Consider the following 26,872-nt stretch of genomic DNA (forward strand, 5'->3'; position numbering starts at 1 on the left):
CCTTATTCGACGGTAATTTCCTGGCGCTGCCGGCCAGTGGTTTTGTCAAAGATCAGGATGCGATTGTCATCAGTCACAACTGCAAACCAGTTGTTTCCAATGGTGACCGCCTGCGCTTTTGCGCCAACGGGCAACTCAATCTGATCGGGCAGGGTAGGGGTCCGGTCCGATAGCCGGATGACAATCAGTGCGAATGTCACTAGAACCCCGCCAATCATCACCGCGGTCAGCAGCATGACCATTCTCCGCAGCAGGCGAAGCTGCGGCGTTTCCTGCGGTTCTTGGGGTTCGGAAGGGACAGTCATGGGCACTCGCCAGATTGAGTTTCAAATCGCGGCCGATCCGCCGCCCCGCCTTGATAAGGCGCTTTCCCGGGATGTGCCAGCGGGGGAAAGCCTGTCGCGGACCCGATTGGGGAAGTTAATCGAAGAGGGGGCCGTGATGATCAACGGAACCGCCGCCCGCGACCCCAAGGCCAAGGTGGTCGAAGGCGCAGTGGTGGCGATCACTGTGGCCGAGGCCGAAGACAGCCATATCGGCCCGGAAGACATCCCGCTGGAGGTCGTATTCGAGGATACCGACCTGATCGTGGTCAATAAACCTGCGGGTATGGTCGTGCATCCTGCGCCCGGCTCTCCGAACGGGACATTGGTCAATGCGTTGCTGCATCACTGCGGTGATGACCTGTCTGGCGTAGGCGGCGTAAAGCGCCCCGGCATCGTGCATCGTATCGACAAGGAAACCAGCGGGTTGCTGGTGGTGGCCAAATCCGACGCGGCCCATCACGGGCTTGCCGCGCAGTTCGAGGCGCATAGTGTCGAACGCTATTATCGCGCCATCTGTTACGGTGTCCCGGATGCCAATGATCCCCGGTTGCGCGGCGTCAAAGGTGTCAGCTTTGAGCCCGGAAACATCATGCGGATCACCACTCAGCTGGCCCGTCACAAGACAGACCGGCAACGACAGGCTGTGCTGTTTCACGGTGGTCGCCACGCTGTCACGCGCGCCCGCCTGGTCGAAACGTTTGGGGCGCCGCAGGGGCTGGCTCTGATCGAATGCTGGCTGGAAACAGGCCGCACACACCAGATTCGGGTTCACATGACCCATGCCGGTCATGGTCTGGTCGGTGATCCGGTTTATGGGGGCAAGCGGAAACTCGCAGCCAAAGCCTTTAGCGCGGCTGCCGCAGAGGCCGTACGAGACTTTCCTCGTCAGGCGCTTCATGCTGCGGTTTTGGGTTTTGAGCACCCGATATCGGGTGAAAACCTTCGCTTCGAGGCTGTGTTGCCGGATGATATGGAAAATCTGATTGAACAGCTGCGCACACCGCTGACATAATAAGCAAAGTTACGTGAATAACGTTTTCTTAGGTTTCCTTTATCAAACGTTAATTTCAAACTGTTAACGGTACCTCTTGAACGGATCGGGACGACCTCCCATATCCATGTTAACGACTTAAACATTTGTCGGAGGGACAAGAAACATGGCCAATTACGCAAATCTCCCCGCGCCGACGCCGGAAGGCGGGCTGAACCGCTATATGCAGGAAATTCGGAAGTTTCCCCTGCTGGAGCCAGAAGAAGAATACATGCTGGCCAAAAGCTGGGTTGAGAAGCAAGATACTGAAGCTGCACATAAAATGGTGACTTCCCACCTACGGTTGGCGGCCAAGATCGCTATGGGTTATCGCGGTTATGGGCTGCCACAGGCCGAAGTGATCTCCGAGGCCAATGTCGGTCTTATGCAGGCCGTGAAACGGTTTGACCCGGAAAAAGGATTCCGGCTGGCGACCTATGCCATGTGGTGGATTCGCGCCTCGATTCAGGAATACATTCTGCGGTCATGGTCTTTGGTCAAACTGGGTACAACCTCGGCGCAGAAAAAGCTGTTTTTCAACTTGCGCAAAGCAAAGGCACGCATCGGTGCGCTTGAAGAGGGCGACCTACGTCCGGAAAACGTGGCCCGGATCGCAAATGACCTTGGTGTGACCGAAGCAGAAGTGATCAGCATGAACCGCCGGATGTCCGGTGGCGACGCCTCTCTGAATGCGACCGTCGGGTCCGAGGGCGAAGGCACCATGCAATGGCAGGACTGGCTTGAGGACGAGGATGCCGATCAGGCGGGCGATTATGAGGCCCGCGATGAGCTCGACGCCCGCCGCGAGCTGTTGGCGGCTGCTCTTGAAGTTTTGAATGACCGGGAAAAAGACATTCTGACCCAACGCCGCCTGATGGATCAGGCCGTCACACTGGAAGAGCTGAGTACGCAGTATAATGTCAGTCGCGAACGCATTCGCCAGATTGAAGTCCGCGCTTTTGAGAAACTTCAGAAGAAGATGCGTGAGCTTGCCCGCGAAAAAGGGATGCTGGCCACAGCCTGACCTCTTCGTTATTTGAACGGGCCCGGTGCGACATTGGTCGCGCCGGGTTTTCTATTTGTGTTAGCGCTAATGACACTCGGACTGAGGGCGATTACAACAGACCGGATCAAAGCCATAGGGGGTGTCCATGATGCAGAATCCGGTGAATTGGGGTGTATTGGGAGCGGCGAAATTCGCGCGGCAATATATGGCCCCTGCAATCCACGCAGCTGAGGGCGCGCGTCTGGCAGGCCTTGCGACGTCCGATCCCGCCAAAGCCGAACCGTTTCAGGCCTTTTGCCCGGATTTGACGGTTTATGACAGTTATGATGCGTTGCTGAACGACCCACAGATTGAGGCCGTTTACATCCCGCTGCCCAACCATTTGCATGTCGAATGGAGCCTTAAGGCACTGGACGCCGGTAAACATGTGCTGTGTGAAAAGCCGATGGCTATGACCGTGTCCGAATTTGCCCCATTGATCAACAAACGGGATGAGACCGGATTGTTGGCGGCCGAGGCTTATATGATCGTCCAACACCCTCAATGGAAGTTTGTACGCAAGCTGATCGCCGACAAGGCGATCGGGAATTTGGCCCATGTGACGGGTGCGTTCAGCTTTGACAGCCGGGCGGATACGGCAAACATTCGCAACCGGGCTGAGACCGGCGGAGGTGGGCTGCGTGATATTGGCGTCTATGTGATTGGCAGCGCGCGCTTTGTCACCGGGCAGGAGCCTGTTCAGGTCGAATCCGCCATCCGGTGGGAGGATGGGGTCGACGCTTTTACCGAGATTCGCGCTCAGTTCCCGGATTTCACCTATTCCAGCTATGTCTCGATCCGAATGCATCCGCATCAAGAGATGGTGTTTCATGGCGACCGCGGCATGATCCGGCTGACTGCGCCGTTCAATCCGCGTGTGTTCGGAGAGGCGCGTGTCGAATTGCACCGCCCCGGCCTGGAAATACAGGTCACACGTTTCCCCGCGGACGATCACTATAAGCTGCAGGTCGAAGCTTTTTGTCGGTCGGTCCGTGAGGGTGCCGAATATCCGTGCCCGCTTGAGTTTTCACGCGGCACGCAGGAAGTGATTGACCGTGTGCTGGAGAATGCAGTGGCGCTGCCATGACTTGCCACGCTTCTTGAATCGCCGCAAAATCGGCTAACACCTTAACAGGAGGCATCCCGATGGCAGGTGGCTGGGCGCGCGACGGCGCAGTAAGCGAACAGATCGAGGCATCCATTTCGGATGAGTTGGCCCGAATGCAGGCCCAGAAACGGCCCGTAGGCGAAAGCCTGACCCATTGTGCCGAATGCGAAGAACCAATCCCAGAAAACCGCCGCACAGCACTGCCGGGCGTGAAACTGTGCCTCGAGTGCCAGCAAGAACGTGACGGGGCGCACAAAATGCGCGGCGGTATCAACCGGCGCGGGTCGAAGGACAGTCAGTTGAGGTGAGTTTATTATGTTTGCTTTGAGCCCAAAGTTTCACTAGTCGGTACGCAGTTTTGAGAGCATGGGGCAAGAGACATTCCCGCTGTCGCAGTTGGCTGTGAGTTCGTTCAGCGCTGCTTCCAATCGCTTCAGCTCGTTTATCTTTTCACGCACATTGAAGATATGAAGCTCAGCCAGTTCTTTTACGGATCGGCAATCTTCTCCGTCGCCTTCGGACAGGCTTAGAAGCGTCTTTGTATCGGCTAGTGGAAAGCCCAAATTACGGCATTTTTTCAGGAAACGAAGCCTTCCAACATCGTGCGCGGAGTACATCCGCCGGTTATTAGGTGCTCGTACTGGTTTGGGCACGATCCCTTCGCGTTCATAGTAGCGGATCGTTTCAATGCCGACACCGCTTTGCCGGGATGCTTCCCCAATCGCAAACATGTGAGTTTTCCCGTCTTGATCCTGTAGCGACTACAGAAGTTATACGAGAAGCAGTCACTTTGACAACTCCAACTAATCAAGGGAATGAGATGCAGAAGTACCTTAGCGTTAGTTATCTGGGATCACTGACAGCACTTGGCGTCGCGACCTGCTGTGTATTGCCCATGACAATGATGTTGCTGGGACTGGGGGGCAGTTGGCTAGCCATTTTCGGAAAGATCGCGGCGGCAAGCTACTACGTATTGGCGATATCGACGGCGCTTGTCGCTATATCGTGGCTTGTATCTTATCAGCGCGGTTCCCTAACAAAGTTGAAATGGTGGCTTTCGGGGACTACCGCAATCACCGCGTCAGCTTGGGTCGTCGTCTATAACGAGGCCCGTATCAACGATTACCTGATAATGCAGATGTGAAACAATGACAGAGCAAACTGTAGTGCTTGAAAGCACCCTGACGTGCCCGAAATGCGGTCACAGCGAAAGCGAAATAATGCCGACGGATGCTTGCCAGTGGTTCTATGAATGCAAGTCTTGCGCAGCGGTCTTGAAGCCATTGGAAGGGGACTGTTGTGTCTACTGCTCCTATGCCACGGTGCCTTGCCCCCCGATCCAGAATGGCGATAGTTGTTGCGGATGACAAAGTCCGCATTGTCCGCAAAGCAGACATCACCGTCTCCGCTTCAGGCGACTTCAGCCCTCCATCGCTTCCAATTCATCAATAAAGCCCGAGATCATCGACAGGCCTTTGTCCCAGAACTTGGGATCGCTGGCGTCCAGACCGAACGGGGCCAGCAGCTCTTTGTGGTGTTTTGATCCACCGGCGCGCAGCATGTCGAAATACTTGTCCTCGAACCCGTCGGCGCCGCTTTCGTAGACGGAATAGAGCGCGTTCACGAGGCCGTCGCCAAAGGCATAGGCGTAGACGTAGAAGGGCGAGTGCACGAAATGTGGGATATAGGCCCAGAACGTCTCATACCCTTCCATGAATTCAAATGCGGGGCCGAGGCTTTCGGCCTGTACGCTCATCCACAGGGCGTTGATGTCGTCCGGGGTCAACTCGCCCTCGCGGCGTGCGGCGTGCAATTTGCATTCGAAGTCATAGAAGGCGATTTGGCGCACGACCGTGTTGATCATGTCCTCGACCTTGCCAGCCAGCAGAATCTTGCGCTGCTCAGGGGTTTCGGCCTTGTCCAGCATTTTGCGGAAGGTCAGCATTTCACCAAAAACCGAAGCGGTTTCGGCAAGCGTCAGCGGGGTGGATGACAGCATCTCGCCCTGATCGGCGGCCAGCACCTGATGGACGCCGTGGCCCAGCTCATGCGCTAGGGTCATCACGTCGCGCGGCTTGCCCAGATAGTTCAGCATCACGTAAGGATGCACGTCGGTAACAGTGGGATGCGCAAATGCGCCTGGCGCCTTGCCCGGCTTCACCGCCGCATCAATCCAACCCTTCGAGAAGAACGGCGCGGCGATTTCACCCATACGGGGATCAAAGGCCTCATAGGCATCCATCACGGTTTTCTCGGCGTCATCCCAGCCGACAATCTGCGTGTCTTCCATCGGCAGGGGCGCGTTGCGGTCCCAGACCTGCATCACATCCAGACCTAGCCATTTGCGTTTCAGCTCGTAATAGCGGTGGCTCAGCTTGGGGTAGGCGGCCACGACCGCCTCGCGCAGGGCCTCGACGACTTCGGGCTCGACGTCATTCGACAGGTGACGACCAGTTTGCGCGGTCGGCATATTGCGCCAGCGGTCGACGATTTCCTTTTCCTTGGCCTGCGTGTTGTGAACGCGCGCGAAGGTCTTGACGTTGTCCTGAAACACGCGGGCCAATTCGCGAGAAGCCGCTTCGCGTTTGCTGCGGTCCTGCTCGGTCAGTAGGTTGAGTGTGCCTTCGATGTTCAACTCTTCTCCGTCAACATCAAAGGTCAAGCCCGCGATGGTCTCGTCGAAAAGGCGTTCCCAGGCATCGCCAACAACACCCAGATCGTGCAGGAATTTTTCAAGCTCGTCAGATAGCTGATAGGGTTTCATCGCGCGGATGCGGCGGAATACGGGCTCGTAACGGGCCAGATCGGTGTTGGCGTCGAAATGCGCTTTTAGCGCGTCGTCGTCGAGGCGATTGATTTCCAGCGTGAAGAACACCAGCGGCGTGGTAAAGACAGTGATCTTTTCCTGCATGTCCGAGAGGAACTTGGCGCGCTCGGCGTCGGTCGTCAGCTGATAATAGCGCAGTCCGGCAAAGGACATGATACGCCCGGCGATCGAGTTGATCTTTTCGTTCCGCAACACGCAGGTCAGCAAGCCCAGGTCATCAAGATCCGCCAAATTGCCTTCGTAATCTGCGGCAAAGGCGGCGCATTCGGTTTCCAACCAGTCCAAGTCACGCGCAAGCTCGGCCGCGTCTTTCGAAGCATAGAGATCCGTCAGATCCCATTCCGGCAGGTTGCCAAGATTATCGGCCCCGCCGACCGCGTTTGCGTCACGTACTGGAAAAGGAAGGTCGCGCATGGATCACCTCGAAAATCTGCTTTGGCAAACATTTAGGCGCGACCGACGAGGATCACAAGCGGACAGTCAAAGGGAAAGCGCCGGTTCCAGGGGGTGATCCGTCTATGCAGCTTTGAAATGCGCGGCGATTTGGTCAAATGCAGGGTCGCGCACCTCTGGCGGTTCCATCAGGACTTCGTGTTCACCGTCTGGAATTTCGATCAACGTGCTGTTGGGCCAGTTTGCCATGCGTGCGCGGATGGCCTTGCGGTCCACAATCTGCTCGTGGGAGCCAAGATATGTCAGGCATGGAATGGCTGGGGCAGTCTGCACCATCAACCAGTCGCATTCATCTAATGCCTCGCGCAGCCAGATCGTCGACGGTGCACCAAGGGAAAGTTCGGGATACTTGGCCAGATGATCCTGCATCATTTTGTACATGGCAGGATCGCGCGTCAGGCTATTGCCTTCGAAAGGCTGTGTCAGAACATAGCTGTCCAGTGAAGTGGTCGGGGGGGTCTTTTCGCCAAACCCCAGACGCGGGGCCCAATTTGCGGTCAACCGGCTGATGGGTTTCATAAGGGGCGTAAAGAAAATCCCCCACATCGGACCGGTAAAAACACAGGTAGCAAAACAATCGTTTTCCAAAACTGCCCGCAATCCAATGGCACCACCCATAGAGTGGCCGATAACATGCCAGGGCCTGGGCAGATCAAGCTTTGTGGCCAGCTCTAGCGACACATCTACGTCTTGCTGATAGTCAGTGAATTTATTGACATGGCCAACCCGCGGATCGTCAAGCAACCGGTCTGCCAATCCCTGACCCCGCCAGTCGATCACCAGCACGGCAAAGCCACGCTTGACGAATTCACTTGCCGCATTACCGTATTTTTCGATGTATTCAGTGCGACCGGGAAACAGCATGACAGTCCCGTTCACTGTACCTTCGGGGCGCCAATGCGCCACGCGAATTCGGGTACCGTCGGCGGTGTTCAACCAATGAGCAACACCGCCAGCGGGGCCGCCAGCCACGTCTTCGAACAAAGGGGCCGACGGGTATTCCATCAGGCCAGGGCCGAGGCGAGTTTCATTGCCGCGCCCATGTCGCCGTCAATGCTCAGTTTTCCGGCCATGAAGGCGCTTGTCGGGTCCAGATCACCATTGAGAATTTGCTCGAACGTTTCCGCATCAGCATTCAAAGTCACGTCCGTTTCTTCATCGCTGATGCGCGCGCCGCTTGCATCAACTACGATCGCGCCCAAATCCGCGATGGCAAATTTAGCCGATGCGTCGAAATCGCCGCCCGACAGTTTCTCATTCAGCACTGCTGCGGCTTTTTCCAATGAATCGCTCATGATCTTCCTCATTTTGTTAGTACGCCGTGAATGGACATCCTCGGTCGCAACGCTACACTGACACTTGTTATGAGCAATGCAATCAACAATCTCAAAGGTACCGTTGCGGCACTTTTTGTCCTAGTCATGTTTTCCTCCACTTGCCTTGCGCAGCAGGAGGATTCCCGCGACGAGGCCGAGTTGTTGCAGAACCTTGCGCAGGCCACACCGGACCAGGCGACTGGAATCGACCGCCAGTTACGGGCGCTCTGGTCGCAATCTGGTTCGGCCTCCGCCGATCTGCTGCTGGAGCGTGGGCGCGAAGCACTGGATGATGGTGACACCTATGCCGCGATCGAGCATTTGACGGCCCTGACAGACCACGCGCCTGATTTCGCCGAAGGCTGGCACGCGCGGGCCTCTGCGTTTTTTGGGATCGAAAGGTTCGGGATGGCTGCCGCAGATCTGGAACATGCCCTGACGCTGAACCCGAACAACTATGAGGCCATCTACGGGCTTGGATTGATATTTGAGATTCTGGGTCAGCCCGAAAAGGCATTTGCGGCCTATTCCCATGCCTTGGCTATACATCCCCATTACGAAGAAGTAACCAATGCAGTGAATCGACTGAAAGCCCAGGTCGAGGGCTCGGCCCTCTGAGAACCGGGGGCAGGGGGCAAAGGTGAGCGGGTCATCCCGAATCGTGGCCGTACTTGGCCCAACCAATACAGGCAAAACCCATTACGCAATCGAACGTATGCTGGGGTACCGCACGGGGGTGATCGGCCTGCCGCTGCGTCTGCTTGCGCGCGAGGTATACGACAAAATCGTCGCCATTCGCGGGCCGTCGGTGGTGGCGCTGATCACCGGGGAAGAACGTATCGTACCGCCGCGCGCGAAATATTGGGTCAGTACGGTCGAGGCGATGCCCGAAGGCATGGGTGCCGATTTTGTGGCTATCGACGAAATCCAACTCTGCGCCGACCCGGAACGCGGCCACGTCTTCACCGACAGGTTGCTGCGCGCGCGCGGCACCAATGAAACCCTGTTTCTGGGATCCGATACCATGCGCGGCCCCATCGCGGCACTCGTGCCCGAAGCACAATTCGTCCGGCGAGAGCGGATGTCGCAACTGGTCTATGCCGGTTCCAAGAAAATCAGCCGCATGCCACCGCGCAGCGCCATCGTCGGGTTTTCGGTCGACAACGTCTATGCCATCGCCGAGCTGCTACGCCGTCAAAAGGGTGGGGCAGCTGTGGTCATGGGGGCGCTTAGCCCGCGTACACGGAATGCACAGGTTGAGCTCTATCAGAATGGTGAGGTCGACTATTTGGTTGCCACCGATGCCATCGGGATGGGGTTGAACCTGGATGTGAACCACGTTGCGTTCTCGTCCCTGACCAAATTCGATGGCCGGCGCATGCGGCCCCTGGCCCCGAATGAGCTTGCCCAAATTGCTGGCCGCGCAGGGCGTGGTATGTCGGATGGAACTTTCGGCGTGACCGGCGAGGCGCCGCCTCTGGACGACGGTGTCGCGCAGGCCATTATGGACAGCCGCTTTGCGCCGATGAAAAAACTGAACTGGCGGAATGCCGCCTTGCAGTTTGGTTCGATTGACGCTCTGATCCACACGCTCGAGATTATCCCGGATAGCGAACACCTGATCAAAGCCCGTCCGGCAGATGATCTGAATGTGCTTAAATCCTTGTCGCAAGTTGCCGAAATTGCGGCCCGTGCCAGTGATCCGCAATCCGTTCGTTTGTTGTGGGATGTTTGCCGAATCCCCGATTTTCGCGGCATCAGCCATGCCGAACATGCCAGCCAGATCGAAGTGATTTTTGGCCACCTGCATGAAGGTGGTTCGATCCCGGATGACTTTATGGCGCGGCAAATCCGCCGGATCGACCGAACGGATGGCGATATAGATGCACTGTCAAAAAGGTTGGCATATATTCGCACCTGGACTTACGTTGCGCAACGAAATGGTTGGGTACGTGACGAATCCCATTGGCGTGATGAGACGCGCATTGTAGAAGACAGGCTGTCAGACGCTCTGCATGACCGTTTGACTCAGAGATTTGTGGACCGGCGCACATCCGTTTTGTTGCGCCGGCTCAAACAGAAGGAGGCCCTTTTGGCCGAAGTAAATGACAAGGGTGAAGTGACCGTCGAAGGTGAATTCGTCGGTCGTCTGGAAGGGTTCCGGTTCAGTCCGGACAAAAGCGCGCAAGGAGCCGAGGCGAAAGCCTTGAAATCGGCGTCCTTGCAAGCCCTCGCGCCGCAATTCCATCTGCGTGCCGATCGCTTCTATAATGCACCCGATACCGAAATTGATTTTACCGATCAGGGTGGCCTGATGTGGGGTGAATATGCCGTTGGCAAGCTGGTTGCCGGGGCAGAGCCTCTCAAGCCGCTGGTCGAGGTTTTTGTGGACGAGGCCGCGGGCCCCGATGTTGAACAGAAAGTTCAGCGTCGCCTGCAGCATTTCATCGACCGCAAAGTGGCCGCACTGTTCGAGCCGCTGCTGAACCTGTCGCGCGATGAAGAACTCAATGGGCTGGCCAGGGGCTTTGCCTTCCGCATGGTTGAGGCGCTAGGCGTATTGCCGCGCGCAGGTGTCGCGCAAGACGTCAAGGATCTGGATCAGGACGCCCGTGGCGCGCTGCGCAAACACGGTATCCGCTTTGGTCAGTTCACCATTTTCATGCCGCTGCTGCTGAAACCGGCCCCAACGCGTCTGCGTCTTGTTCTGTGGGCATTGGCAAATGGCCTGCAGGAATTTCCCGACGCGCCGCCTCCGGGTCTTGTTACTGTGCCCATCGCCAAAGGCGCACCTGACGGTTATGACACTATGTGTGGTTATCGCGATGCGGGCGAACGCTCGATCCGGATCGACATGCTGGAACGTCTGGCCGACATGCTGCGCGCTGAAGACAGCCGTGGTGGGTTCGAGGCCAAGCCTGACATGCTGTCGATCACCGGTATGACGCTGGAACAATTCGCTGACCTGATGCAGGGGCTGGGCTACAAGGCCGAACGCGCCGAGCGTGAAAAGGTTAAGCCCGCACCGGCAGAGCTACCTGCCGCAGAGGCCACGGAAGCAGCTGCCTCCGAGGAAGTACCCGCACCAGAGGGAACCCCCGAAGAGGTCGCCGCACCCACCGAGGCGTCAGCCGAGGCCACCGAAGGCACCGAGGCAGCAGCCGAGGCCACCGTGCCGACAGCAGCAACAGATGAACCCGAGGTTGAGGTTTTCTATACCTTCACCTGGGGCCGTCAGCGTCAGGCCAACCAAGGCCCACGCCGTGAACAGCGGCAGGGGCAGGGCAAAGGTAAGCCGCGCGGTAAGCCTCAGGATGGCCGGGGCAAGCCGCAGGGCAAGAAAGGTGGCAAGCCGCAGGGTGCCAAGACCTTCTCGTCTCGTCCGCACAGGAAAGAAAAGCCCATTGATCCCGATAACCCGTTCGCGGCCGCGCTTATGGGTTTGAAGGAAGGCAATTAACGCCTGATGACCGAGGCCCGGCTTCGGATCGATAAATGGCTGTGGCAGGCTCGGTTCTTCAAGACCCGCAGCCTGTCCGCCAAACAGGTCAGTGGCGGCCATGTCCGCGTCAACGGAAACCGGATCCTGAAACCGGCGCAGCCTGTGGCACCCGGTGATGTTCTGACCTTCCCTCAGGCGCGCGTTGTGCGCGTTGTGCGTATCGAAAAACTGGGTGATCGGCGCGGACCAGCATCCGAGGCGCAGACATTATATACCGATTTGACCGAAAAGCAGGACACGCAGCCGCGAAATCCAGGGTTTGAGGGAAAAGGTCGTCCCACCAAGAAGGATCGGCGTCTACTTGATCTTTCTCGCAATCAAGATAGCTGAACATATCTTGAAGCTGACGCCATACTGATTTAGCTAGACGCCCAAACCGCAAACGGGAAATTCACCATGACCTATGTTGTCACTGAAAACTGCATCGCCTGCAAATACACCGACTGTGTCGAAGTGTGTCCGGTGGATTGTTTCTATGAAGGTGAGAATACACTGGTCATCCATCCCGATGAATGCATCGATTGCGGAGTATGTGAACCTGAATGTCCCGCTGATGCGATCCGTCCGGATACTGAGCCGGGCATGGATCAATGGGTCGAGTTTAATCGCAAGTTCTCCGAGCAGTGGCCGGTGATCGTGACCAAGAAAGACCCGCTGCCTGATGCAGAAGAGCGTGATGGCGAAGAGGGTAAGATGGAGAAATACTTCTCTGAGGCCCCCGGCGAAGGCGGCTAAGCGATTCGCGCTCTGAACTTGTCAGTTCAGCAGTGGGATGGCGCCTTATCTATCTGTTTCTTAACACCTTTCTTTCAAGTGGAAAGGGGCAGCCTTTCGAGTGTCTCAATTTTGTGATATACTCGGAAATTGAACGTTGATTGAGATGGGGATGACTCCGTAAGTATGCTCGCTTTGGAGTTCTGATTAGTTGAAAACACAGCAACCTGACCGGGCCGTACTGGCACGGGGTGGGTCGTTTTGTTGTCTGTCCCGCGCTCTCGTAACCAAGGAAGAACCTGTATGTCTAAGTCGAAGAAGCTTGAGTTTCGCCCCAACGACTATGTTGTTTACCCGGCCCATGGTGTCGGTCAGATCATTTCGATTGAAGAACAGGAAGTTGCGGGATACTCGCTCGAGCTGTTCGTCATTTCCTTTGAGAAAGACAAAATGACCCTGCGCGTGCCGACCAACAAGGCGACCGAGTCCGGTTTGCGCTCGCTCAGCTCGCCAGATGTCATCAGCCAGGCCATGAAGACACTGAAGGGCAAGGCCAAGGTCAAGCGTGCCATGTGGTCCCGCCGGGCACAGGAATATGAACAAAAGATCAACTCGGGTGATCTGATCTCGATTGCCGAAGTTGTCCGCGATCTGCACCGCACCGATGATCAGCGCGAACAGAGCTATTCCGAACGTCAGCTTTATGAAGCCGCGCTTGAGCGTCTGACCCGCGAAGTCGCGGCAGTATCCGGCGCAGGCGAAGTGTCTGCGGCCAGGCAGGTGGATGAGGTTCTGACCTCGCGCGCGGCAGCGGCGGCCTGAACCTGCTGAAATCAAAATTTTAGGGCCATCCCCGCAAGGAGGTGGCCTTTTTATATTGCAGTCACCAGATGAAATCGGGGCCACTAAACCTGCGTAGCTACGGCCATAAGAAACCCTATCTCGGCCAGTTGTTGAGTGGCGCCCAGTATATCACCGGTCTGACCCTCGATCTTGGCCTTGGTTAGCATCGCCATTGCCACCGCAGACAAAGCGGCAATCAGCGTAGGGAAAACCACCTGCAACCCGATCATTGGCAGAGTGAGCAGCAGCGCCATGACTCCGCCGAGTATCACCGCGGTCGATCCGGGTGCGCCCACTGAATGGCTAAGGCCCGATTGGCGGGCATTTGGAAGGACGGACATAACAACAGGCATCATAGCCCGCGAAACGATGCATGCGGCCAATACGGTGGTAAAACCCGCATTCGAAAGGATCGCGGCAATCAACGACACGCGCAGCAGTTGCGAAGAAATCAGGGCAAGGACGCCATAGGTGCCGATGTGGCTGTCCTTCATGATCTCTAGCCGCCGTTCAGGCGTGAAACCGCCCCACAGCCCGTCGGCGGTATCTGCAAGCCCATCCTCGTGCATCGCGCCGGTGGTGATGGTCAGGACAAGAACGACAAGTATGGCACACACTATCGACGGCAGCCCCATGGCCGTCGCCATCCATCCCACGGCACAGGCCAATAGGCCGACAACAAGCCCCGCCAATGGAAAGGCCCAAACGGCACTGGCCTGACGCGAGAACACTCTGTCAGGCAGCCGCGGCACGGGCAAACGCGTCAACAGGACCAAAGCCAGCGGAATATCCCAGGCAGAAATGAGCTTGGTGTCGTTTTTTAGCACTCCTGCGCCTTTCAGGGTCTTGTCGGTTTGATCGCTTCGGTTAAACACGCAGGACCACTCTGATGCAACGAGGCTTTGGATGCTGCCCGAAATTAACAATCTGAATTCTTTCCGCGAAGCTGTCCGGCAAGCCTCCGGGCCCGATGATGCCGCTGCGCAAGGGGCGACTGACCGTAATGGGCAGCTGACCAAACCTCCGGGCGCGCTTGGTCGGTTGGAAGACCTGGCAATCTGGTATGCAGGCTGGCGCGGGGATGCCCGCCCGCAGATCACCTCGCCGCAGGTTATCGTGTTTGCCGGAAACCACGGTGTCACAGCACAGGGTGTTTCGGCCTTTCCGCCGGAAGTGACCGTGCAGATGGTGTTGAACTTTGAACATGGCGGGGCGGCCATCAACCAGCTGGCCAAGGCGGCTGGTGCTACGATGGATGTCCACGCGCTGGAGCTTGAACGACCGACCGCGGATTTCACATCAGGTCCAGCTATGTCAGAGGACGACCTATTGCAGGCGCTGCGCAACGGGTGGACTGCGGTCAGACCAGACGCCGATCTTCTTGTTGTTGGTGAAATGGGTATCGGCAACACAACCCCCGCAGCGGCGATTGCTTGCGCCTTGTTCGGAGGTCAGGCGGGCGATTGGACTGGTCGCGGAACAGGTGTCGATGATGCGGGATTAGCAAACAAAACCCGTGTGGTGGCCGAAGGTGTTACGCTACATGGCGGTTCGGGCGATGGGCTAGAGATTCTGCGCCGTCTGGGCGGACGCGAGATCGCCGCTATGGCCGGAGCCATTGCCGCCGCACGCGCGCTGCACATTCCGGTTATTCTGGATGGCTTTATCTGCTCAGCGGCCGCCGCGTGTCTGTCTGACCTTTCAGAGAGCGCGCTGGATCACTCGATCGCCGGGCACCAGAGCGCGGAAGGTGCGCATGGCGCTGTGTTGGCCAAGCTCGGTAAAGAGCCTTTGCTGAAGCTGGGGCTGCGACTGGGTGAGGGCTCTGGCGGGGCGCTGGCGATCAATATCCTCAAAAGCGCTGTTGCCTGTCATTCCGGCATGGCGACCTTTGCCGAAGCTGGCGTCTCGGACAGTTGATCCGCGCGGCCTGACCGTCAGTTGAAGGTCAGGCCGATTTTTTGTCGTTTTCTTCCGCCAATTCCAGCAGTTCGGTCTCAAGGTCTTTTTCCAGCTGCTGCGCACGCTCGATGTATTTTTTGTTCTCGGCGGTGGGCAGCCCGGGAATCCAGAGCTCTGCCAGTTCACGAACCGACATGCGATCATGGTGGTAGAAAGTCTGTTCGGCCTGCGCTGCCTCGTATTCGCTGAGACCCACATTCTCGAGCACATATCGCCCGGCCCGCAATGAGCCATCGAATGTCTCGCGCACAATGTCGTTCGCGCCGGCTTGATACAGCTCGTACACATGGGTCCGATCCCGTGCCCGCGCGACGATGTGTAGGTCTGGGCGCTGGCGGCGCGCATAGCCGACAAGACGCGTCACCTTCTTGCGATCATCCATCGCAGCCACCAGAACAGATGCTTTTTCAAGGCCGGCCGCGCGCAACAGTTCCGGACGGGTCGGATCCCCCAGGAACCCTTTTACGCCAAAGCGACGCATCAGCTGGATGGTTTCGATGTTATGGTCAAGAACGATGGTTTTGAACCCGCTTGCCTGCACCAGACGATTGACGATCTGACCAAATCGCCCGATCCCGGCGATGATGACCGGGCCTTTCTCGTCGATCTCATCCGGTTCGGGTGCCGGTGTGCCATCCCCCATCCGGCGCGAGAGAAGATCATAAATGATGAACAAAAGCGGCGTGATCAGCATGGTCAGCGCAATGATCATCAAAAGTTTTTGTGACAGATCCCCTGGAATCACATTCTGCTGGGTCGAAAACGCCAGCAGGACAAAGCCGAACTCACCTGCTTGCGCCAGCCCCAGTGTAAACAGCCAGTGATCGCGTCCGCGCAGTTTAAATGCGCGGCCAACCAGGAACAGAATGATCCCTTTGACCAAGATTACCAACAGGGCCAGTCCGATCAGGTCGAAGGGGTCGTCAAAGAAATAGGCGACATCGATGCCCGCGCCAACGGTGATGAAAAACAGACCAAGGAAAAGGCCTTTGAACGGCTCTAGGTCGCTCTCCATTTCATGCCGGAACTCGGAACTGGCCAGCACCACACCCGCAAGAAACGCGCCCAGAGCGGGTGACAGGCCAACCAGCGTCATCAGGAAGGAAATGCCAACCACAATCATCAACGCCAGCGCCGTATACATCTCGCGGAGGCGGGTCGCATGAATAAAGCGGAACAAGGGCCTGGTCAGGTACACTCCGGCGAGAATGACGAAACCGATCGCGGCAATGGTGACAAGCGTTACCGCCCACCCTGGCAACCCCTCGACCAATGACAAGCTATGATGCGCCGCGCCGTGGTGCCCCGTGGATATGCGGTTGATAGATCCGTCATTTGCAATCTGGGGAATGGCAGGCAGAGCCAGCAGTGGAAGCAGTGCCAGGATTGGTATGACCGCGATGTCCTGAGTCAGCAGTACTGAAAAGGTCGCCCGTCCTCCGTTCGTTTTCATCAAGCCCTTTTCCGACAGGGTCTGCAAAACAATCGCAGTTGATGACAAGGAAAGCGTCAGCCCCACTGCCAGGGCTACGGACCATGGATGATTTGCATACATGGCGACGCTGGCGATCACTGCGGTCGATAAAAGCACCTGGAGGCCGCCAAGCCCCAAAAGCCTGTCCCGCATATCCCAAAGAGCGCGCGGTTCCAGTTCAAGTCCAATCAGGAACAGCATCATGACTACGCCGAATTCAGCCACATGCTGCAGGTTTTCCGTTTCCGCACCCACCAATCCGAACAACGGCCCTATGACAAGGCCCGCGGCCAGATATCCCAGTACAGAGCCCAGTCCCAGACGCGCCGAAAGCGGCACGGCGATCACAGCCGCAGCCAGATAGATCGTCGCCTGGTAAAGGAAGTTGTCCATGATCGTCCTTTCAATGCGCTCAGGTGGGCAGGGGGGCGTCGCGTTTGAGCTGATCCATAACGATTTGGCTTTGTATCCGAGCCACTGCAGGATGTGGAAGGATTACCTGATGAAGCAAGCGATTAAGCGCGGATAGATCGTCGCAATAGACATGTAGTAAATAATCGGCCTCACCTGTCATTGTCCATGCGCTGGTGATTTCGGCGCGTGTTTCGACCATACGGGCAAAGCCTTCAGATTGCTCGGGGCCGTGCGTACTCAGATGAACCTGAACAAAACCCTGCACCTGCAACCCTAACTTTAGAGGATCGAGGCGAGCGACATAGCTGGTGATATACCCTTCAGCCTCCAGCCGTTGGCGCCGGCGACCAGCCTGACTGGGCGACAGGTTCAACATCTCTCCAAGTTGGTGTGCTGTTAGGTGGGCGTTTTTCTGCAGCGCTGACAGCAGGCGCGTATCAGTGGAATCAAGCATGTGCGGAAAAACTCCGTGATTGGCCAATCTTATGCGCAATTTACGCGCGCCCCTTTAAGTTATTGGAAAACTATGCGCGAAAAAAGTGCCGATTAAGACGTATTTTGAAATCAGCAAATAAATTCCTGTATTAACGGAGACGCGCCATGGGTCCATTCCCTCACAACGCCCCGAAATCAATCATATCGGATGAAAACCCCGCCGGAACCGATGGGTTCGAGTTTGTCGAGTTCGCACATCCCGAGCCGCAAGAGCTGCGCGATCTGTTCGCAAAGATGGGATTCGCGCTGGTAGGTCACCACAAGGACAAGCCTGCGATTGAGTTGTGGCAACAGGGTGATGTGACTTACATCCTGAATGCAGATCCCGACAGCTATTCTGCCCAGTTCGTGGGCGAGCATGGCCCTTGTGCTCCGGCGATGGGATGGCGCGTCGTGGATGCGCAGAAAGCCTATGAGCATGCTGTAGCGAAAGGGGCTGAACCTTATGACGCGGCAGACAAGACACTGAATGTGCCTGCAATCAAGGGGATTGGCGGATCGTTGATCTATTTCATTGATCAATATTACGAAACATCGCCCTATAATCAGGAATTCACATGGACCGAACAGTCCAAGCCCCGGGGGGATGGGTTCTATTATCTCGATCACCTGACCCACAATGTTTACAAGGGCAATATGGACAAGTGGTTCAAGTTCTATGGTGATTTGTTCAACTTCCGTGAAATCCGTTTTTTTGACATTCAGGGCAAATTCACCGGTCTTTTTAGCCGCGCGCTGACGTCTCCATGCGGGCGTATCCGCATTCCGATCAACGAAGATCGCGGCGAAACCGGGCAGATCGTTTCCTACTTGAAGAAATACAAGGGCGAGGGCATCCAGCATATCGCTGTGGGCAGCGAGGATATCTATGCCTCGACCGATGCGATTGCCGAAAAGGGGCTGAAGTTCATGCCCGGCCCGAACGAAGCCTATTATGAGTTGTCCAAAACCCGCGTGGTCGATCATGAAGAGCCGTTGGACCGGATGATGAAGCACGGCATTCTGATTGATGGAGAGGGCGTTCTGGACGGTGGTGAGACCCGGATTCTGCTGCAAATCTTCTCGAAAACGGTCATCGGACCGATTTTCTTCGAGTTCATTCAGCGCAAAGGCGACGATGGGTTTGGCGAGGGTAACTTTAAGGCGCTGTTCGAATCCATCGAGCGAGAGCAGATTGAAAGTGGAGAAATTTCAGCAGCTTGATGCAAGAAGGTAATCCTGCGTGGTCATCCGCGCAGGCCGCCTCTTAACCACGTGGCATCTTGAGAACTACGTTTCGCCCGCGTTTCTGATAGCGCAATTCATTGTCGCTGATAGCAATGACATTGCCGCCGTCAAGCCTGTCCCCGATCTTAAGCTTTTTGTACCTGCCGCTGGGCAGCCGAACCAATGCGCGGCGATTGGATGGGCTGCCGTAAACCCCGATCAGGTTCAGTTTCCGCAGGTTGATTGCATTGTCGATTGTGGCCTGCCGTGCAACCGAAGCCGAGGATGGGATTTTGGGCGCTGTGGTTTTGGGCTGGAACGTTCCGACCTCATTGTTGAGCTGTTCAATTCCAGCTGCCGAACCCAAAGTCGCAGTACCTGCACTGGCCTGCCGGGTCAGTCCGGCCGGTCGGAGTTTGGGGCGCGGCACCCTCATTTCCGCAAGGGGCTCAGTCGATTCCGGGGGCGGCGGAGCACGCAACAGGGATTCCGGGCGCGGTTTCGGGCGAATTCCGGACAATTCCTTCAATGTACGCCCTTGAAGCCGTTGCCGTTCAAAATTTTCGGTCAGGTTCTCGGGCCTTGGTTTTGGTCGCAATGTCGCCAGCCTGTTGTCGACCACTTCCTCAACAGGTGCCTTTTCCAGCCGGACCAAAGCCGATGGAGGGGGAGTTTTCGAAGGTGTTCCCAAATAGACAACCACTCCGTCCGGGTTCAAGACGCCTTCTTTGGTTGGTATTACCAGCCCGCGCTCATCAAGGCTGAACCTAGCCCCGGCAGCGGTTGAAAGTGGTTCGAAATCAAATGGCAGGTCGGTGTCGTATGTGTGTACTGGCGGCAATGCGATTGCATCACGCGACAGATTCGAGTCGTCTTTGGAGGCCAGATACAGCTCAATTTGCGGATCCTGCGCTGGCGCTATCAAAAGGCCCGGTGACGTGATTTCGATCTCCGGCTGTGTAGGAACTAACTGAGGTTCAGGCTCAAGCTCGATTTCGTCTACCAACGCGGGCGCAACGTTCAGCGCCTCAAGAATGGCTTGGTCGGTTGCAGACAGCTCGGGCTCTGATTCAGAGGTCGGTGCCATTTCTGGCTCTGCGGTCTCAGGCACTGTGACTTCGGCCTGTGCTGCGGGTGTCTCTGCAGGCTCGACAGGTCCAGAACTCGGTTCGGGTTGGGATATTGTTTCGTCCAGCAGGGCCAGTTCTGAATCGGCAGGGGCAGGGCTGTCTTCTCCAAAAAGGCTCCATATGCCACCGGCCACCAACATCAAAGCCACCGCCGCTGCAATTCGCACTGATGGCAGAGAGGCCCAGTTAGGTGCGGCCACTTTTTGGACAGGCCAAAAGCTGGTCGGAGCGGTAGAATCGGCGATCGCGTGAACAACCGGACTATCCTGCGCGGGGTCTGTGGGGATCACTTTGGGCGCGTTTGTGGTCGCAGGCGCGTCCCCAAGCGGGAAAAACGGTTCGGTCGGAAAGTCAACTGTTTCATATGCAGCGCTGAACGCGACCGGAACGAATCCGTATCCCAGCACAAACCCCCGAGCTTCCTCCAGTGTATCGCGTGGAACGACGGCGACGCATGTGGTCGCCCCGTCATGTGCCGTGACATATACCAGCTCTGTCAGATCATAAGGGGTGGCATCGGATACAGCGTTTTGCACAGCCTGTTCGGTGTCTTCGAAGGATGATCCGGCGGCCTCAACCTTGATGAATTTGACCTGATCCCTTGGGATGATGACCTTGCAGCTCAGGTCATTTTCAAGCGCAAACCCCTTGTCCCGAAGCGCTTTCAGCTGCTCTTCCAAGTTGGAGGCATCCAACGACACCTCACCTATGGCGAACCAGTCGCCATCGGAATTGTGGTGCAAAGAAATTCCGGTTGTAGAAATGGACAGCGCAAAAGCGGGTTTCATAATCCGGAGGAACCATAATTGTCAGTTGCAATGCAAACGATGCCTCGTCCGCAGACCGACATTAAAGCAGGATCTCGCCGAGGGAAAGAAAAAGCCTCCGTCTCCTCTTGCCCCGTGACCCGGTGCAGCCCCATGTTGAAATCAGGATAATTGGAGGGAAGATGTTGAAGAAAATCGCTTTTCTGGCCGCTGTGCTGGCCATGACGTCGGTAGGGATGGCAACTGCGGAAGAACGTCGCATCATTGTTGATGCGGTAGGCATGGTGCATGTGGCCCCGGATATGGCCACCATTACCCTGGGTGTAACAAACGAAAATGCACAGGCATCAAATGCGATGCAGGCGACTTCGGATGCGGTGGCCAAAATTCTGACTCGACTGGATGAGATGGGGATCGAAACCCGTGATGTGCAAACACGTGATCTGTCTTTGTCGCCGGTATGGTCTGGGCGGAACAGTTCTAGCGGAGAACGGCCAGAGATTTCCGGCTTTGTCGCATCCAACAGCGTCGTGGTGCGTGTTCGCGATCTGTCGCAGCTGGGTACCATCATGGATGCGGTCATTGACGACGGGGCCAACAATTTCGGCGGGCTGAGTTTCGGAATTCAGGACCCTGCACCGCCCGAGGCACAGGCGCGGGCCAAGGCAGTGGGTGAGGCAAGGGCAAAGGCCAACCAACTGGCACAGGCGGCCGAAGTCACGCTGGGCCCGGTTCAGATGATCCGCGAACAGGCCGGAGGGTTCAATCCCATGCCTCAAATGCGTGCAATGAACATGGCGGCTGAGGGCGGCGTTCCGGTTTCCGCGGGCGAGATTTCGGTCTCGGTCAACGTGTCGATGGAATTTCTGATTTCCGACTAGGATGTGTCGCTGGATCGGGCCATCAGGGATTGCCGCTGCTGGCCCGACTGATCAAAATTATCTGGTGAAAGCCAGGCCTCGAAAGCAGAGCGGATGCGCGGCCATTCTGTATCGAGGATCGAGTACCAGGCCGTATCGCGGTTGCGCCCCTTATAATGGGTGGCCTGCCGAAAGATGCCCTCGAAGGTAAAGCCCAGCCTTTGGGCCGCACTGCAGGACGGGGCATTCAGCGCGTCGCATTTCCATTCGTAACGGCGATACCCCAGCTCGTCGAACACGCGGCGCATCATCAGGTACATCGTCTCGGTGGATTTCGGGCTGCGCTGCAGCAGCGGTGAGAAATGGATGTGCCCAACCTCGACCACACCGGCCGCAGGTTCAATCCGCAGGAACGAGGCCATGCCAATCGGGGTGCCATCACCGTCTAGCACTGTGTGGAACATGGGATCGGCATCCATACAGGACGCGCGGGTCCAGGCGGCGAAATCTTCTTCGCTGTCGAATGGGCCATAGGGCAGATAAGTCCAGTTCCGCCCATCAGTGTCATTGGCAAACGCCCGGTACAGACCGGGCGCATGCCTGTTCACATCAAGGGGCACGACCGAGCAATAGTGACCTTCCATCGGCGTATAAGGCGGCGTCGGGCGCGGAAAATTGCCCGAAACCGGCCGGCCGATGGGCTGGCCTAGATCGTTGGTATCGTGCCCAGCCATTTGTCAGGCCGTTGCCTTGGCCAGCGCCTGATCCAGATCGGCAATCAGATCGTTGGCGTCTTCGATGCCGATGGACACCCGAACAACGCTGGGACCGGCGCCTGCGGCCTCTTGCTGTTCCGGGGTCAGCTGACGGTGGGTGGTCGAGGCCGAATGAATGATCAGCGACCGCGCATCGCCCAGATTGGCGACATGGCTGAAGATCTCCAGCGCGTTCACCAGTTTGACACAGGCGTCATAGCCGCCCTTGACCGCAAAGGTGAATAGCGCACCGGCCCCTTTGGGGTAATGCGTCTTGACCCGGTCGTGATAGGGCGACGAGGGCAAGCCCGCATAGGTCACATATTCCACGCGGTCATCGGCCTCTAGCCAGGCTGCGATCTTTTGCGCGTTCTCTACATGACGCTCCATTCGCAGAGACAGAGTCTCGATCCCCATCAGCGTGTAATGCGCCGCCTGTGGGTTCATCGTCATGCCCAGATCACGCAGGCCGATTGCGATGCCGTGGAATGTGAAAGCCAGCGGACCGAATGTCTCGTGGAATTTCAGCCCGTGATAGGCCGGTTCCGGCTGGCTGAGCGAGGAAAATTTGTCATTCGCGGACCAGTCGAACTTGCCCGAATCCACGATACAGCCGCCAGTGACAGTGCCGTTGCCGGTCAGGTATTTGGTGGTTGAATGCACAACCAGCGTCGCGCCGTGCTCAATCGGGCGGCACAGATAGGGTGTGGCCGAGGTGTTGTCGACGATCAGCGGAATGCCGGCGCCATCCGTCACATCCGCCAGTGCGCGGATATCGGTGACATAGCCGCCCGGGTTGGCGATGGATTCGCAGAACACCGCTCGTGTATTTTCGTCGATCGCGTCCTTCACAGCATCCAGATCGTCAGTATCCACAAACTTGGCAGACCAGCCGAACCGTTTGATCGTCTGGCTAAACTGAGTGATCGTGCCGCCATACAGTCGGGTCGAGGCCACCACGTTGCAGCCAGGTCCCATCAGCGGGAACAGTGCCATGATTTGGGCGGCATGACCGGACGAGCAGCAAACTGCTCCAACGCCACCCTCAAGCGTTGCCACGCGTTCCTGCAGAACCGCCACGGTGGGATTGGTCAGGCGGGAATAGATAAAGCCGACTTCCTGCAGGTTGAACAGAGCCGCCGCGTGGTCTGCATCGCGAAACACATATGCCGTTGTTTGATAAATCGGCGTCTGACGCGCACCTGTTGCCGGGTCAGGGCGTGCGCCTGCGTGAATTTGAAGCGTGTCGAAACCGTAGGTGGGGCCGTCAGACATGGTGAAAATCTCCTGTTGGGCTATGTGTTGCAGAATCTCTAGGCGATTGGACGCGTGCGCACAACATTGCTGTCAGCGCATCCATAGACCTTTGCTTTTGATCTTGTTGCGAATGACCTGCTCGCGCTGAGGCAGGTTTTCGCGATCGAACATCTCGCGTATTTTGTGCCCTTTGCGCTGGAGCACCAGTTTCTTTATTGGGTCATAGCCCTTGAGCACTTTCTTGAACTTGTTGGGCGCAACCACAGTTTCCAGAACCTCGATCACATGGTCGCTTTCGCGGGCATACAGCAGAGGAAACAGACGGTAGTGGCACGTGACCGACCCGTCCAGCAGGCCAGTGGGCAGTGCGTCGCGGCCGCCGCCAAGGGCATGGATAACCAGCGGCAATGCGACCTGATCCAGCCATGGGTCCAGTGTTTGGCCCGCGAGTTCCGGGATATCCTCATCCCGGATGGTGCAGGCATATTCCAGGAACCGTTCGCCGAACTGGCGTGGGCATCTGTAAAAGAAATAACCCGCATTGAAATACAGGTAGCGCCGCCAGTATTCGGCTGGTTGGGCCTTGTCCAAGGAGCTGTCGAAATCCAGTTCGAACCGCTCATACAGGGCGCGCCAGATACCGTCATACCCCGGACCATACAGGGTCGGGCGCGGCCATGTCCCCTCAACTTTCAGCGAGGCACCGGGGCGGTCAAAATCGAAGGGCACACTATTCAGGTCTCCAGTGACAAGCGTATCGCTGTCGAAAAAGACAAACGGTTCCCCCTCGGGCAAGGACAAGAGCGCCTCGATCTTGTTTCCATAGGGATAGCTTCCACCGAAAGCCCGGTTTTCAAACGGTAGAATTTCGGCCCCAAGCTGGTGTAACGCTTTCAGGACATCCTCATCCTGAATGCTGGGGTCCTGTGACCATCGGGCCCCCGGTTGAGGAACGGCAACGAACAGGCGGCCAGCGAAATCGGGACAGCTGTGTCGTAACGAGGCTGCAAACAGCAGTGCCTCGTATTGCAGCCGGTTGTTTTGGCCGATGACCACGATATTGAATTTATTGTTGGCGGTCTGCATCGGGCGTCTCTCGGGTTCGTGGCGTTGGGCCAGCACTGCTCGAATTTTGGTTGGGCGTACACTAAGTAGAGACGTGGCACAAAACCAGATGTGATCATAGATCATGCATCTGAAATTTGAATTCAGGACTTGCGCAACCATCTAGAGACCAGACCAAACAGGAGAAGCCGCATGAGAGTTAACGCAGATTTCACAAAACGTGTTGCTGTGCATTTCGACCGGAATGACTGGATTGCGTCACCTGCCGCAGGGGTCGAGCGCAAGATGTTGGACCGGATCGGGGAAGAGGTCGCCCGCGCCACCACGATTGTCCGCTTTGCCCCAGGAAGCGCCTTTGCCGCCCATACGCATGATGGAGGAGAGGAGTATTTGGTGCTGGACGGTGTGTTTCAGGACGAGACCGGTGATTTTCCTGCAGGTAGTTATGTGCGCAATCCTCCGACATCTTCCCATACGCCTTCGGCAAAAGAAGGCGCGACGATACTAGTCAAACTGCACCAGTTTGACCCTTAGGACAGGACCGAAATTCGTCGGTCGATTACTGGGGATTCGAATCTTCAGCTTTTCAAGGACTCACGCGAAGATGTTCGCGTATTGAATTTGTCACCTGGCGAAAAGCTGGATTTGGATGCAGTCGATGGGTTGGAGTTGTTTGTCATCGCAGGTTCGGTGCAGGAATCCGACGAAGAATTTTCGGTCTGGGACTGGTTGAGATTACCGCCAGGTGCGCGTTCCACTGCTTTGGCAGGAGCAGAGGGCGCGCGAATTTGGATCAAATCCGGGCACCTGTCACAGATGATCTGAGCGGTTCCGGCCCAAAAAACCAGCAATGTACAGTAAAAAACCGGGTGTTTCGGCCTGGTTATTCATTTTTTGACCATTTGGCAAAATTTACCATTTGATAAAAAATCAGATTGTGCCAAGCTGAGGCCATAACAACATATCTACAGGGAGTAGAGCGATGGCACAGGGCCAGATGGTCCCCGGCATAGTCTCCGGGAGGCTTTCCAGCGATGAGCTGACCTCGAATTTCACGGATCTGCATCCACCACTTGCCCCGCATGAGGCCGCAGTGGCCGCGGATCGGTGCTATTTCTGCTATGACGCGCCGTGTGTGACGGCCTGTCCGACAGACATTGATATTCCATTGTTCATGCGCCAGATTCAGGCCGGTCAGCCTGAAGCTGCGGGTGAAACCATCCTTGGCCAGAATATCTTGGGTGGCATGTGCGCCCGTGTTTGTCCGACCGAAACGCTGTGCGAGGAAGTCTGCGTACGCGAAACCGCCGAAGGATCGCCAGTCGAGATCGGGCGTTTGCAGCGGTTTGCTACTGACAGCGTTATGGCATCGGGCGACCATCCGTTCCAGCGCGCCGCATTCACCGGCAAAACGGTGGCCGTGATCGGGGCAGGGCCCGCAGGGCTAGCCTGTGCGCATCGGCTGGCGATGCTGGGGCATGATGTGGTCATTCACGAAAGCCGCCCAAAACCCGGCGGTCTGAATGAATATGGAATTGCCGCCTATAAATCGACCAATGATTTCGCTCAGGCTGAGATCGATTGGTTGCTGAGGATCGGCGGCATCACCATCGAGACCGGATCGGTGCTGGGCGAGGGCCTGTCGCTGGATGGCCTTGTTGACAACTATGATGCGGTTTTCCTGTCCATCGGTCTGACAGGTGTGAATGCATTGCGAGCGGGCGGCGAGGATCTGACCGGCGTGCGCGACGCGGTCGACTTTATCTCGGATGTGCGTCAGGCGGCCGATCTGGCTGAGCTGCCCGTTGGGCGGAATGTCGTCGTCATCGGAGGCGGCATGACCGCGGTTGACGCAGCTGTAAAGTCGAAATTGCTGGGCGCGGAAAACGTCACCATCGCCTACCGGCGCGGACGCGAGGCGATGGGTGCCAGCCGCTATGAGCAGGATCTGGCCGCATCGCACGGCGTCAGGATCATGACCAATGTTCAGCCCATAGCCGTACACGGCAACGGGGCAGCCGCCGAGATCGAATTGGAGTATACTGCCAGCCATGACGGTCAGTTGAAGGGCACCGGCGAGAAAACCTGCCTGCCTGCCGATCAGGTGCTGAAGGCGATAGGTCAGACGCTGGAAGGAGCGCCCGAAGGGCTGACGTTGGACGGGAACAAGATCGCCGTCACGGGCGCCGGGCGCACGTCGGTACAAGCGGTCTGGGCCGGAGGCGACTGCGCCGCAGGCGGGGATGACCTGACCGTGACCGCAGTGGCCGAGGGGCGCGATGCCGCGATGGATATCCACGCAAGTCTGATTGCGTGAAACTCA

General features: G+C 57.0%; 27 protein-coding genes and 1 pseudogene. 16 read left to right on the forward strand and 12 right to left on the reverse strand.

All coding sequences use genetic code 11. The features are described from left to right. Positions 1–2 precede the first annotated feature (2 nt). Entirely contained in the window at positions 3–305 is a 303-nt protein-coding gene (locus tag AC2FFB_RS00665; RefSeq protein ID WP_496874366.1) for a DUF6476 family protein, read from the reverse strand. On the opposite strand from AC2FFB_RS00665, the gene AC2FFB_RS00670 reads away from it, so the two are divergent. The 4 genes from AC2FFB_RS00670 (at position 304) to AC2FFB_RS00685 (ending at position 3,817) form a co-directional block, all read left to right on the forward strand. After that, positions 304–1,338: an RluA family pseudouridine synthase gene (locus tag AC2FFB_RS00670; protein WP_496687596.1), complete on the forward strand. Its 1,035-nt coding sequence runs from the start codon at positions 304–306 to the stop codon at positions 1,336–1,338. The genes AC2FFB_RS00665 and AC2FFB_RS00670 overlap by 2 nt on opposite strands. 145 nt (positions 1,339–1,483) lie before the next feature. Then, positions 1,484–2,380 (forward strand): RNA polymerase sigma factor RpoH, encoded by an 897-nt coding sequence (gene rpoH / locus AC2FFB_RS00675; RefSeq protein ID WP_142634432.1) that lies wholly within the window; start codon positions 1,484–1,486, stop codon positions 2,378–2,380. 130 nt (positions 2,381–2,510) lie between these two features. Further along, positions 2,511–3,488 carry a Gfo/Idh/MocA family protein gene (locus tag AC2FFB_RS00680; RefSeq protein WP_496874480.1) on the forward strand — a complete coding sequence of 326 codons (978 nt, stop codon included), beginning with the start codon at positions 2,511–2,513 and terminating at the stop codon, positions 3,486–3,488. 59 nt (positions 3,489–3,547) lie between these two features. Further along, positions 3,548–3,817, forward strand: a complete 270-nt coding sequence (locus AC2FFB_RS00685; protein ID WP_271946490.1) for a DksA/TraR family C4-type zinc finger protein — start codon at positions 3,548–3,550, stop codon at positions 3,815–3,817. A gap of 33 nt (positions 3,818–3,850) precedes the next feature. On the opposite strand, the gene AC2FFB_RS00690 is transcribed toward AC2FFB_RS00685, so the two are convergent. Beyond that, the gene (locus AC2FFB_RS00690; protein WP_496874367.1) at positions 3,851–4,240 is read right to left on the reverse strand and encodes a MerR family transcriptional regulator; all 390 of its coding nucleotides are present in this window, start codon (positions 4,238–4,240) and stop codon (positions 3,851–3,853) included. Positions 4,241–4,329: 89 nt separating this feature from the next. On the opposite strand from AC2FFB_RS00690, the gene AC2FFB_RS00695 reads away from it, so the two are divergent. Further along, entirely contained in the window at positions 4,330–4,653 is a 324-nt protein-coding gene (locus AC2FFB_RS00695) for a hypothetical protein (RefSeq protein ID WP_271946493.1), read from the forward strand. 4 nt (positions 4,654–4,657) lie between these two features. After that, complete coding sequence (locus AC2FFB_RS00700) at positions 4,658–4,876, forward strand: GDCCVxC domain-containing (seleno)protein (protein ID WP_271946496.1); 219 nt, start codon at positions 4,658–4,660, stop codon at positions 4,874–4,876. Between the two features lie 53 nt (positions 4,877–4,929). On the opposite strand, the gene AC2FFB_RS00705 is transcribed toward AC2FFB_RS00700, so the two are convergent. From AC2FFB_RS00705 to AC2FFB_RS00715, 3 genes are all read right to left on the reverse strand, one after another. After that, complete coding sequence (locus AC2FFB_RS00705) at positions 4,930–6,750, reverse strand: M3 family oligoendopeptidase (protein WP_496874368.1); 1,821 nt, start codon at positions 6,748–6,750, stop codon at positions 4,930–4,932. Between the two features lie 102 nt (positions 6,751–6,852). Then, entirely contained in the window at positions 6,853–7,794 is a 942-nt protein-coding gene (locus AC2FFB_RS00710) for an alpha/beta fold hydrolase (protein ID WP_496874369.1), read from the reverse strand. Continuing rightward, the gene (locus AC2FFB_RS00715; RefSeq protein WP_496874370.1) at positions 7,794–8,084 is read right to left on the reverse strand and encodes an SCP2 sterol-binding domain-containing protein; all 291 of its coding nucleotides are present in this window, start codon (positions 8,082–8,084) and stop codon (positions 7,794–7,796) included. The genes AC2FFB_RS00710 and AC2FFB_RS00715 overlap by 1 nt, the downstream gene beginning before the upstream one ends. Positions 8,085–8,114: 30 nt before the next feature. Here AC2FFB_RS00715 and AC2FFB_RS00720 point away from each other — a divergent pair, with 30 nt between their 5' ends. The 5 genes from AC2FFB_RS00720 to AC2FFB_RS00740 all read left to right on the forward strand — a co-directional run bounded on the left by AC2FFB_RS00720 (position 8,115) and on the right by AC2FFB_RS00740 (position 13,143). Further along, entirely contained in the window at positions 8,115–8,723 is a 609-nt protein-coding gene (locus AC2FFB_RS00720; protein ID WP_142634422.1) for a tetratricopeptide repeat protein, read from the forward strand. A 22-nt stretch (positions 8,724–8,745) separates the two neighbouring features. After that, the gene (locus AC2FFB_RS00725; protein WP_496874371.1) at positions 8,746–11,565 is read left to right on the forward strand and encodes a helicase-related protein; all 2,820 of its coding nucleotides are present in this window, start codon (positions 8,746–8,748) and stop codon (positions 11,563–11,565) included. Positions 11,566–11,571: 6 nt separating this feature from the next. Further along, the gene (locus AC2FFB_RS00730) at positions 11,572–11,937 is read left to right on the forward strand and encodes an RNA-binding S4 domain-containing protein (RefSeq protein WP_142634418.1); all 366 of its coding nucleotides are present in this window, start codon (positions 11,572–11,574) and stop codon (positions 11,935–11,937) included. Positions 11,938–12,003: 66 nt separating this feature from the next. Beyond that, entirely contained in the window at positions 12,004–12,342 is a 339-nt protein-coding gene (fdxA, locus tag AC2FFB_RS00735) for a ferredoxin FdxA (RefSeq protein WP_085821728.1), read from the forward strand. Between the two features lie 282 nt (positions 12,343–12,624). Further along, positions 12,625–13,143, forward strand: coding sequence for a CarD family transcriptional regulator (locus AC2FFB_RS00740; RefSeq protein ID WP_142634416.1), 519 nt, complete (start codon positions 12,625–12,627; stop codon positions 13,141–13,143). 83 nt (positions 13,144–13,226) lie between these two features. On the opposite strand, the gene cobS is transcribed toward AC2FFB_RS00740, so the two are convergent. Then, the gene (gene cobS / locus AC2FFB_RS00745) at positions 13,227–13,991 is read right to left on the reverse strand and encodes an adenosylcobinamide-GDP ribazoletransferase (protein ID WP_496693284.1); all 765 of its coding nucleotides are present in this window, start codon (positions 13,989–13,991) and stop codon (positions 13,227–13,229) included. Positions 13,992–14,070: 79 nt separating this feature from the next. On the opposite strand from cobS, the gene cobT reads away from it, so the two are divergent. Beyond that, positions 14,071–15,084, forward strand: a complete 1,014-nt coding sequence (gene cobT / locus AC2FFB_RS00750) for a nicotinate-nucleotide--dimethylbenzimidazole phosphoribosyltransferase (protein ID WP_496713522.1) — start codon at positions 14,071–14,073, stop codon at positions 15,082–15,084. Between the two features lie 28 nt (positions 15,085–15,112). On the opposite strand, the gene AC2FFB_RS00755 is transcribed toward cobT, so the two are convergent. Both AC2FFB_RS00755 and AC2FFB_RS00760 read right to left on the reverse strand, forming a co-directional pair. Beyond that, a complete protein-coding gene (locus AC2FFB_RS00755; protein ID WP_142634410.1) occupies positions 15,113–16,993 on the reverse strand; it encodes a monovalent cation:proton antiporter-2 (CPA2) family protein in 1,881 nt (626 codons plus the stop codon). Positions 16,994–17,012: 19 nt separating this feature from the next. Beyond that, a complete protein-coding gene (locus tag AC2FFB_RS00760; protein WP_142634408.1) occupies positions 17,013–17,468 on the reverse strand; it encodes an Lrp/AsnC family transcriptional regulator in 456 nt (151 codons plus the stop codon). 146 nt (positions 17,469–17,614) lie between these two features. Here AC2FFB_RS00760 and hppD point away from each other — a divergent pair, with 146 nt between their 5' ends. Next, a complete protein-coding gene (hppD, locus tag AC2FFB_RS00765) occupies positions 17,615–18,712 on the forward strand; it encodes a 4-hydroxyphenylpyruvate dioxygenase (protein ID WP_496874372.1) in 1,098 nt (365 codons plus the stop codon). Between the two features lie 43 nt (positions 18,713–18,755). On the opposite strand, the gene AC2FFB_RS00770 is transcribed toward hppD, so the two are convergent. Next, on the reverse strand, positions 18,756–20,633 hold the full coding sequence (locus AC2FFB_RS00770; protein WP_496874373.1) for a hypothetical protein: 1,878 nt from the start codon (positions 20,631–20,633) through the stop codon (positions 18,756–18,758). A 161-nt stretch (positions 20,634–20,794) separates the two neighbouring features. Here AC2FFB_RS00770 and AC2FFB_RS00775 point away from each other — a divergent pair, with 161 nt between their 5' ends. Next, on the forward strand, positions 20,795–21,493 hold the full coding sequence (locus AC2FFB_RS00775) for an SIMPL domain-containing protein (RefSeq protein ID WP_496874374.1): 699 nt from the start codon (positions 20,795–20,797) through the stop codon (positions 21,491–21,493). Here the strand turns inward: AC2FFB_RS00775 and AC2FFB_RS00780 are convergent. The 3 genes from AC2FFB_RS00780 to AC2FFB_RS00790 form a co-directional block, all read right to left on the reverse strand. Continuing rightward, the gene (locus tag AC2FFB_RS00780) at positions 21,490–22,206 is read right to left on the reverse strand and encodes a GNAT family N-acetyltransferase (protein WP_496874375.1); all 717 of its coding nucleotides are present in this window, start codon (positions 22,204–22,206) and stop codon (positions 21,490–21,492) included. The genes AC2FFB_RS00775 and AC2FFB_RS00780 overlap by 4 nt on opposite strands. A gap of 3 nt (positions 22,207–22,209) precedes the next feature. Further along, positions 22,210–23,502 carry an O-acetylhomoserine aminocarboxypropyltransferase/cysteine synthase family protein gene (locus AC2FFB_RS00785; protein WP_142634398.1) on the reverse strand — a complete coding sequence of 431 codons (1,293 nt, stop codon included), beginning with the start codon at positions 23,500–23,502 and terminating at the stop codon, positions 22,210–22,212. Between the two features lie 72 nt (positions 23,503–23,574). Beyond that, complete coding sequence (locus AC2FFB_RS00790; RefSeq protein WP_496874376.1) at positions 23,575–24,570, reverse strand: GT-B fold glycosyltransferase domain-containing protein; 996 nt, start codon at positions 24,568–24,570, stop codon at positions 23,575–23,577. A 171-nt stretch (positions 24,571–24,741) separates the two neighbouring features. On the opposite strand from AC2FFB_RS00790, the pseudogene AC2FFB_RS00795 reads away from it, so the two are divergent. Beyond that, positions 24,742–25,374, forward strand: a pseudogene (locus AC2FFB_RS00795) (cupin domain-containing protein). 157 nt (positions 25,375–25,531) lie between these two features. After that, complete coding sequence (locus AC2FFB_RS00800; protein ID WP_496693280.1) at positions 25,532–26,866, forward strand: NAD(P)-dependent oxidoreductase; 1,335 nt, start codon at positions 25,532–25,534, stop codon at positions 26,864–26,866. Positions 26,867–26,872 lie beyond the last annotated feature (6 nt).

It is taken from the genome of Ruegeria sp. YTSA219 (assembly GCF_059609985.1).

What these genes read in the sequence shown, in the direction of transcription:
- AC2FFB_RS00775 (WP_496874374.1), top strand. Translation starts at nt 20,795, where the DNA reads ATGTTGAAGAAAATCGCTTTTCTGGCCGCTGTGCTGGCCATGACGTCG.
- AC2FFB_RS00790 (WP_496874376.1), bottom strand. Translation starts at nt 24,570, where the DNA reads ATGCAGACCGCCAACAATAAATTCAATATCGTGGTCATCGGCCAAAAC.
- AC2FFB_RS00770 (WP_496874373.1), bottom strand. Translation starts at nt 20,633, where the DNA reads ATGAAACCCGCTTTTGCGCTGTCCATTTCTACAACCGGAATTTCTTTG.
- cobT (WP_496713522.1), top strand. Translation starts at nt 14,071, where the DNA reads ATGCTGCCCGAAATTAACAATCTGAATTCTTTCCGCGAAGCTGTCCGG.
- AC2FFB_RS00800 (WP_496693280.1), top strand. Translation starts at nt 25,532, where the DNA reads ATGGCACAGGGCCAGATGGTCCCCGGCATAGTCTCCGGGAGGCTTTCC.
- AC2FFB_RS00785 (WP_142634398.1), bottom strand. Translation starts at nt 23,502, where the DNA reads ATGTCTGACGGCCCCACCTACGGTTTCGACACGCTTCAAATTCACGCA.
- AC2FFB_RS00780 (WP_496874375.1), bottom strand. Translation starts at nt 22,206, where the DNA reads ATGGCTGGGCACGATACCAACGATCTAGGCCAGCCCATCGGCCGGCCG.
- AC2FFB_RS00720 (WP_142634422.1), top strand. Translation starts at nt 8,115, where the DNA reads ATGGACATCCTCGGTCGCAACGCTACACTGACACTTGTTATGAGCAAT.
- fdxA (WP_085821728.1), top strand. Translation starts at nt 12,004, where the DNA reads ATGACCTATGTTGTCACTGAAAACTGCATCGCCTGCAAATACACCGAC.
- AC2FFB_RS00710 (WP_496874369.1), bottom strand. Translation starts at nt 7,794, where the DNA reads ATGGAATACCCGTCGGCCCCTTTGTTCGAAGACGTGGCTGGCGGCCCC.
- AC2FFB_RS00730 (WP_142634418.1), top strand. Translation starts at nt 11,572, where the DNA reads ATGACCGAGGCCCGGCTTCGGATCGATAAATGGCTGTGGCAGGCTCGG.
- hppD (WP_496874372.1), top strand. Translation starts at nt 17,615, where the DNA reads ATGGGTCCATTCCCTCACAACGCCCCGAAATCAATCATATCGGATGAA.
- AC2FFB_RS00700 (WP_271946496.1), top strand. Translation starts at nt 4,658, where the DNA reads ATGACAGAGCAAACTGTAGTGCTTGAAAGCACCCTGACGTGCCCGAAA.
- AC2FFB_RS00755 (WP_142634410.1), bottom strand. Translation starts at nt 16,993, where the DNA reads ATGGACAACTTCCTTTACCAGGCGACGATCTATCTGGCTGCGGCTGTG.
- AC2FFB_RS00760 (WP_142634408.1), bottom strand. Translation starts at nt 17,468, where the DNA reads ATGCTTGATTCCACTGATACGCGCCTGCTGTCAGCGCTGCAGAAAAAC.
- AC2FFB_RS00705 (WP_496874368.1), bottom strand. Translation starts at nt 6,750, where the DNA reads ATGCGCGACCTTCCTTTTCCAGTACGTGACGCAAACGCGGTCGGCGGG.
- AC2FFB_RS00740 (WP_142634416.1), top strand. Translation starts at nt 12,625, where the DNA reads ATGTCTAAGTCGAAGAAGCTTGAGTTTCGCCCCAACGACTATGTTGTT.
- AC2FFB_RS00695 (WP_271946493.1), top strand. Translation starts at nt 4,330, where the DNA reads ATGCAGAAGTACCTTAGCGTTAGTTATCTGGGATCACTGACAGCACTT.
- AC2FFB_RS00670 (WP_496687596.1), top strand. Translation starts at nt 304, where the DNA reads ATGGGCACTCGCCAGATTGAGTTTCAAATCGCGGCCGATCCGCCGCCC.
- AC2FFB_RS00680 (WP_496874480.1), top strand. Translation starts at nt 2,511, where the DNA reads ATGCAGAATCCGGTGAATTGGGGTGTATTGGGAGCGGCGAAATTCGCG.
- AC2FFB_RS00690 (WP_496874367.1), bottom strand. Translation starts at nt 4,240, where the DNA reads ATGTTTGCGATTGGGGAAGCATCCCGGCAAAGCGGTGTCGGCATTGAA.
- AC2FFB_RS00685 (WP_271946490.1), top strand. Translation starts at nt 3,548, where the DNA reads ATGGCAGGTGGCTGGGCGCGCGACGGCGCAGTAAGCGAACAGATCGAG.
- AC2FFB_RS00665 (WP_496874366.1), bottom strand. Translation starts at nt 305, where the DNA reads ATGACTGTCCCTTCCGAACCCCAAGAACCGCAGGAAACGCCGCAGCTT.
- rpoH (WP_142634432.1), top strand. Translation starts at nt 1,484, where the DNA reads ATGGCCAATTACGCAAATCTCCCCGCGCCGACGCCGGAAGGCGGGCTG.
- AC2FFB_RS00715 (WP_496874370.1), bottom strand. Translation starts at nt 8,084, where the DNA reads ATGAGCGATTCATTGGAAAAAGCCGCAGCAGTGCTGAATGAGAAACTG.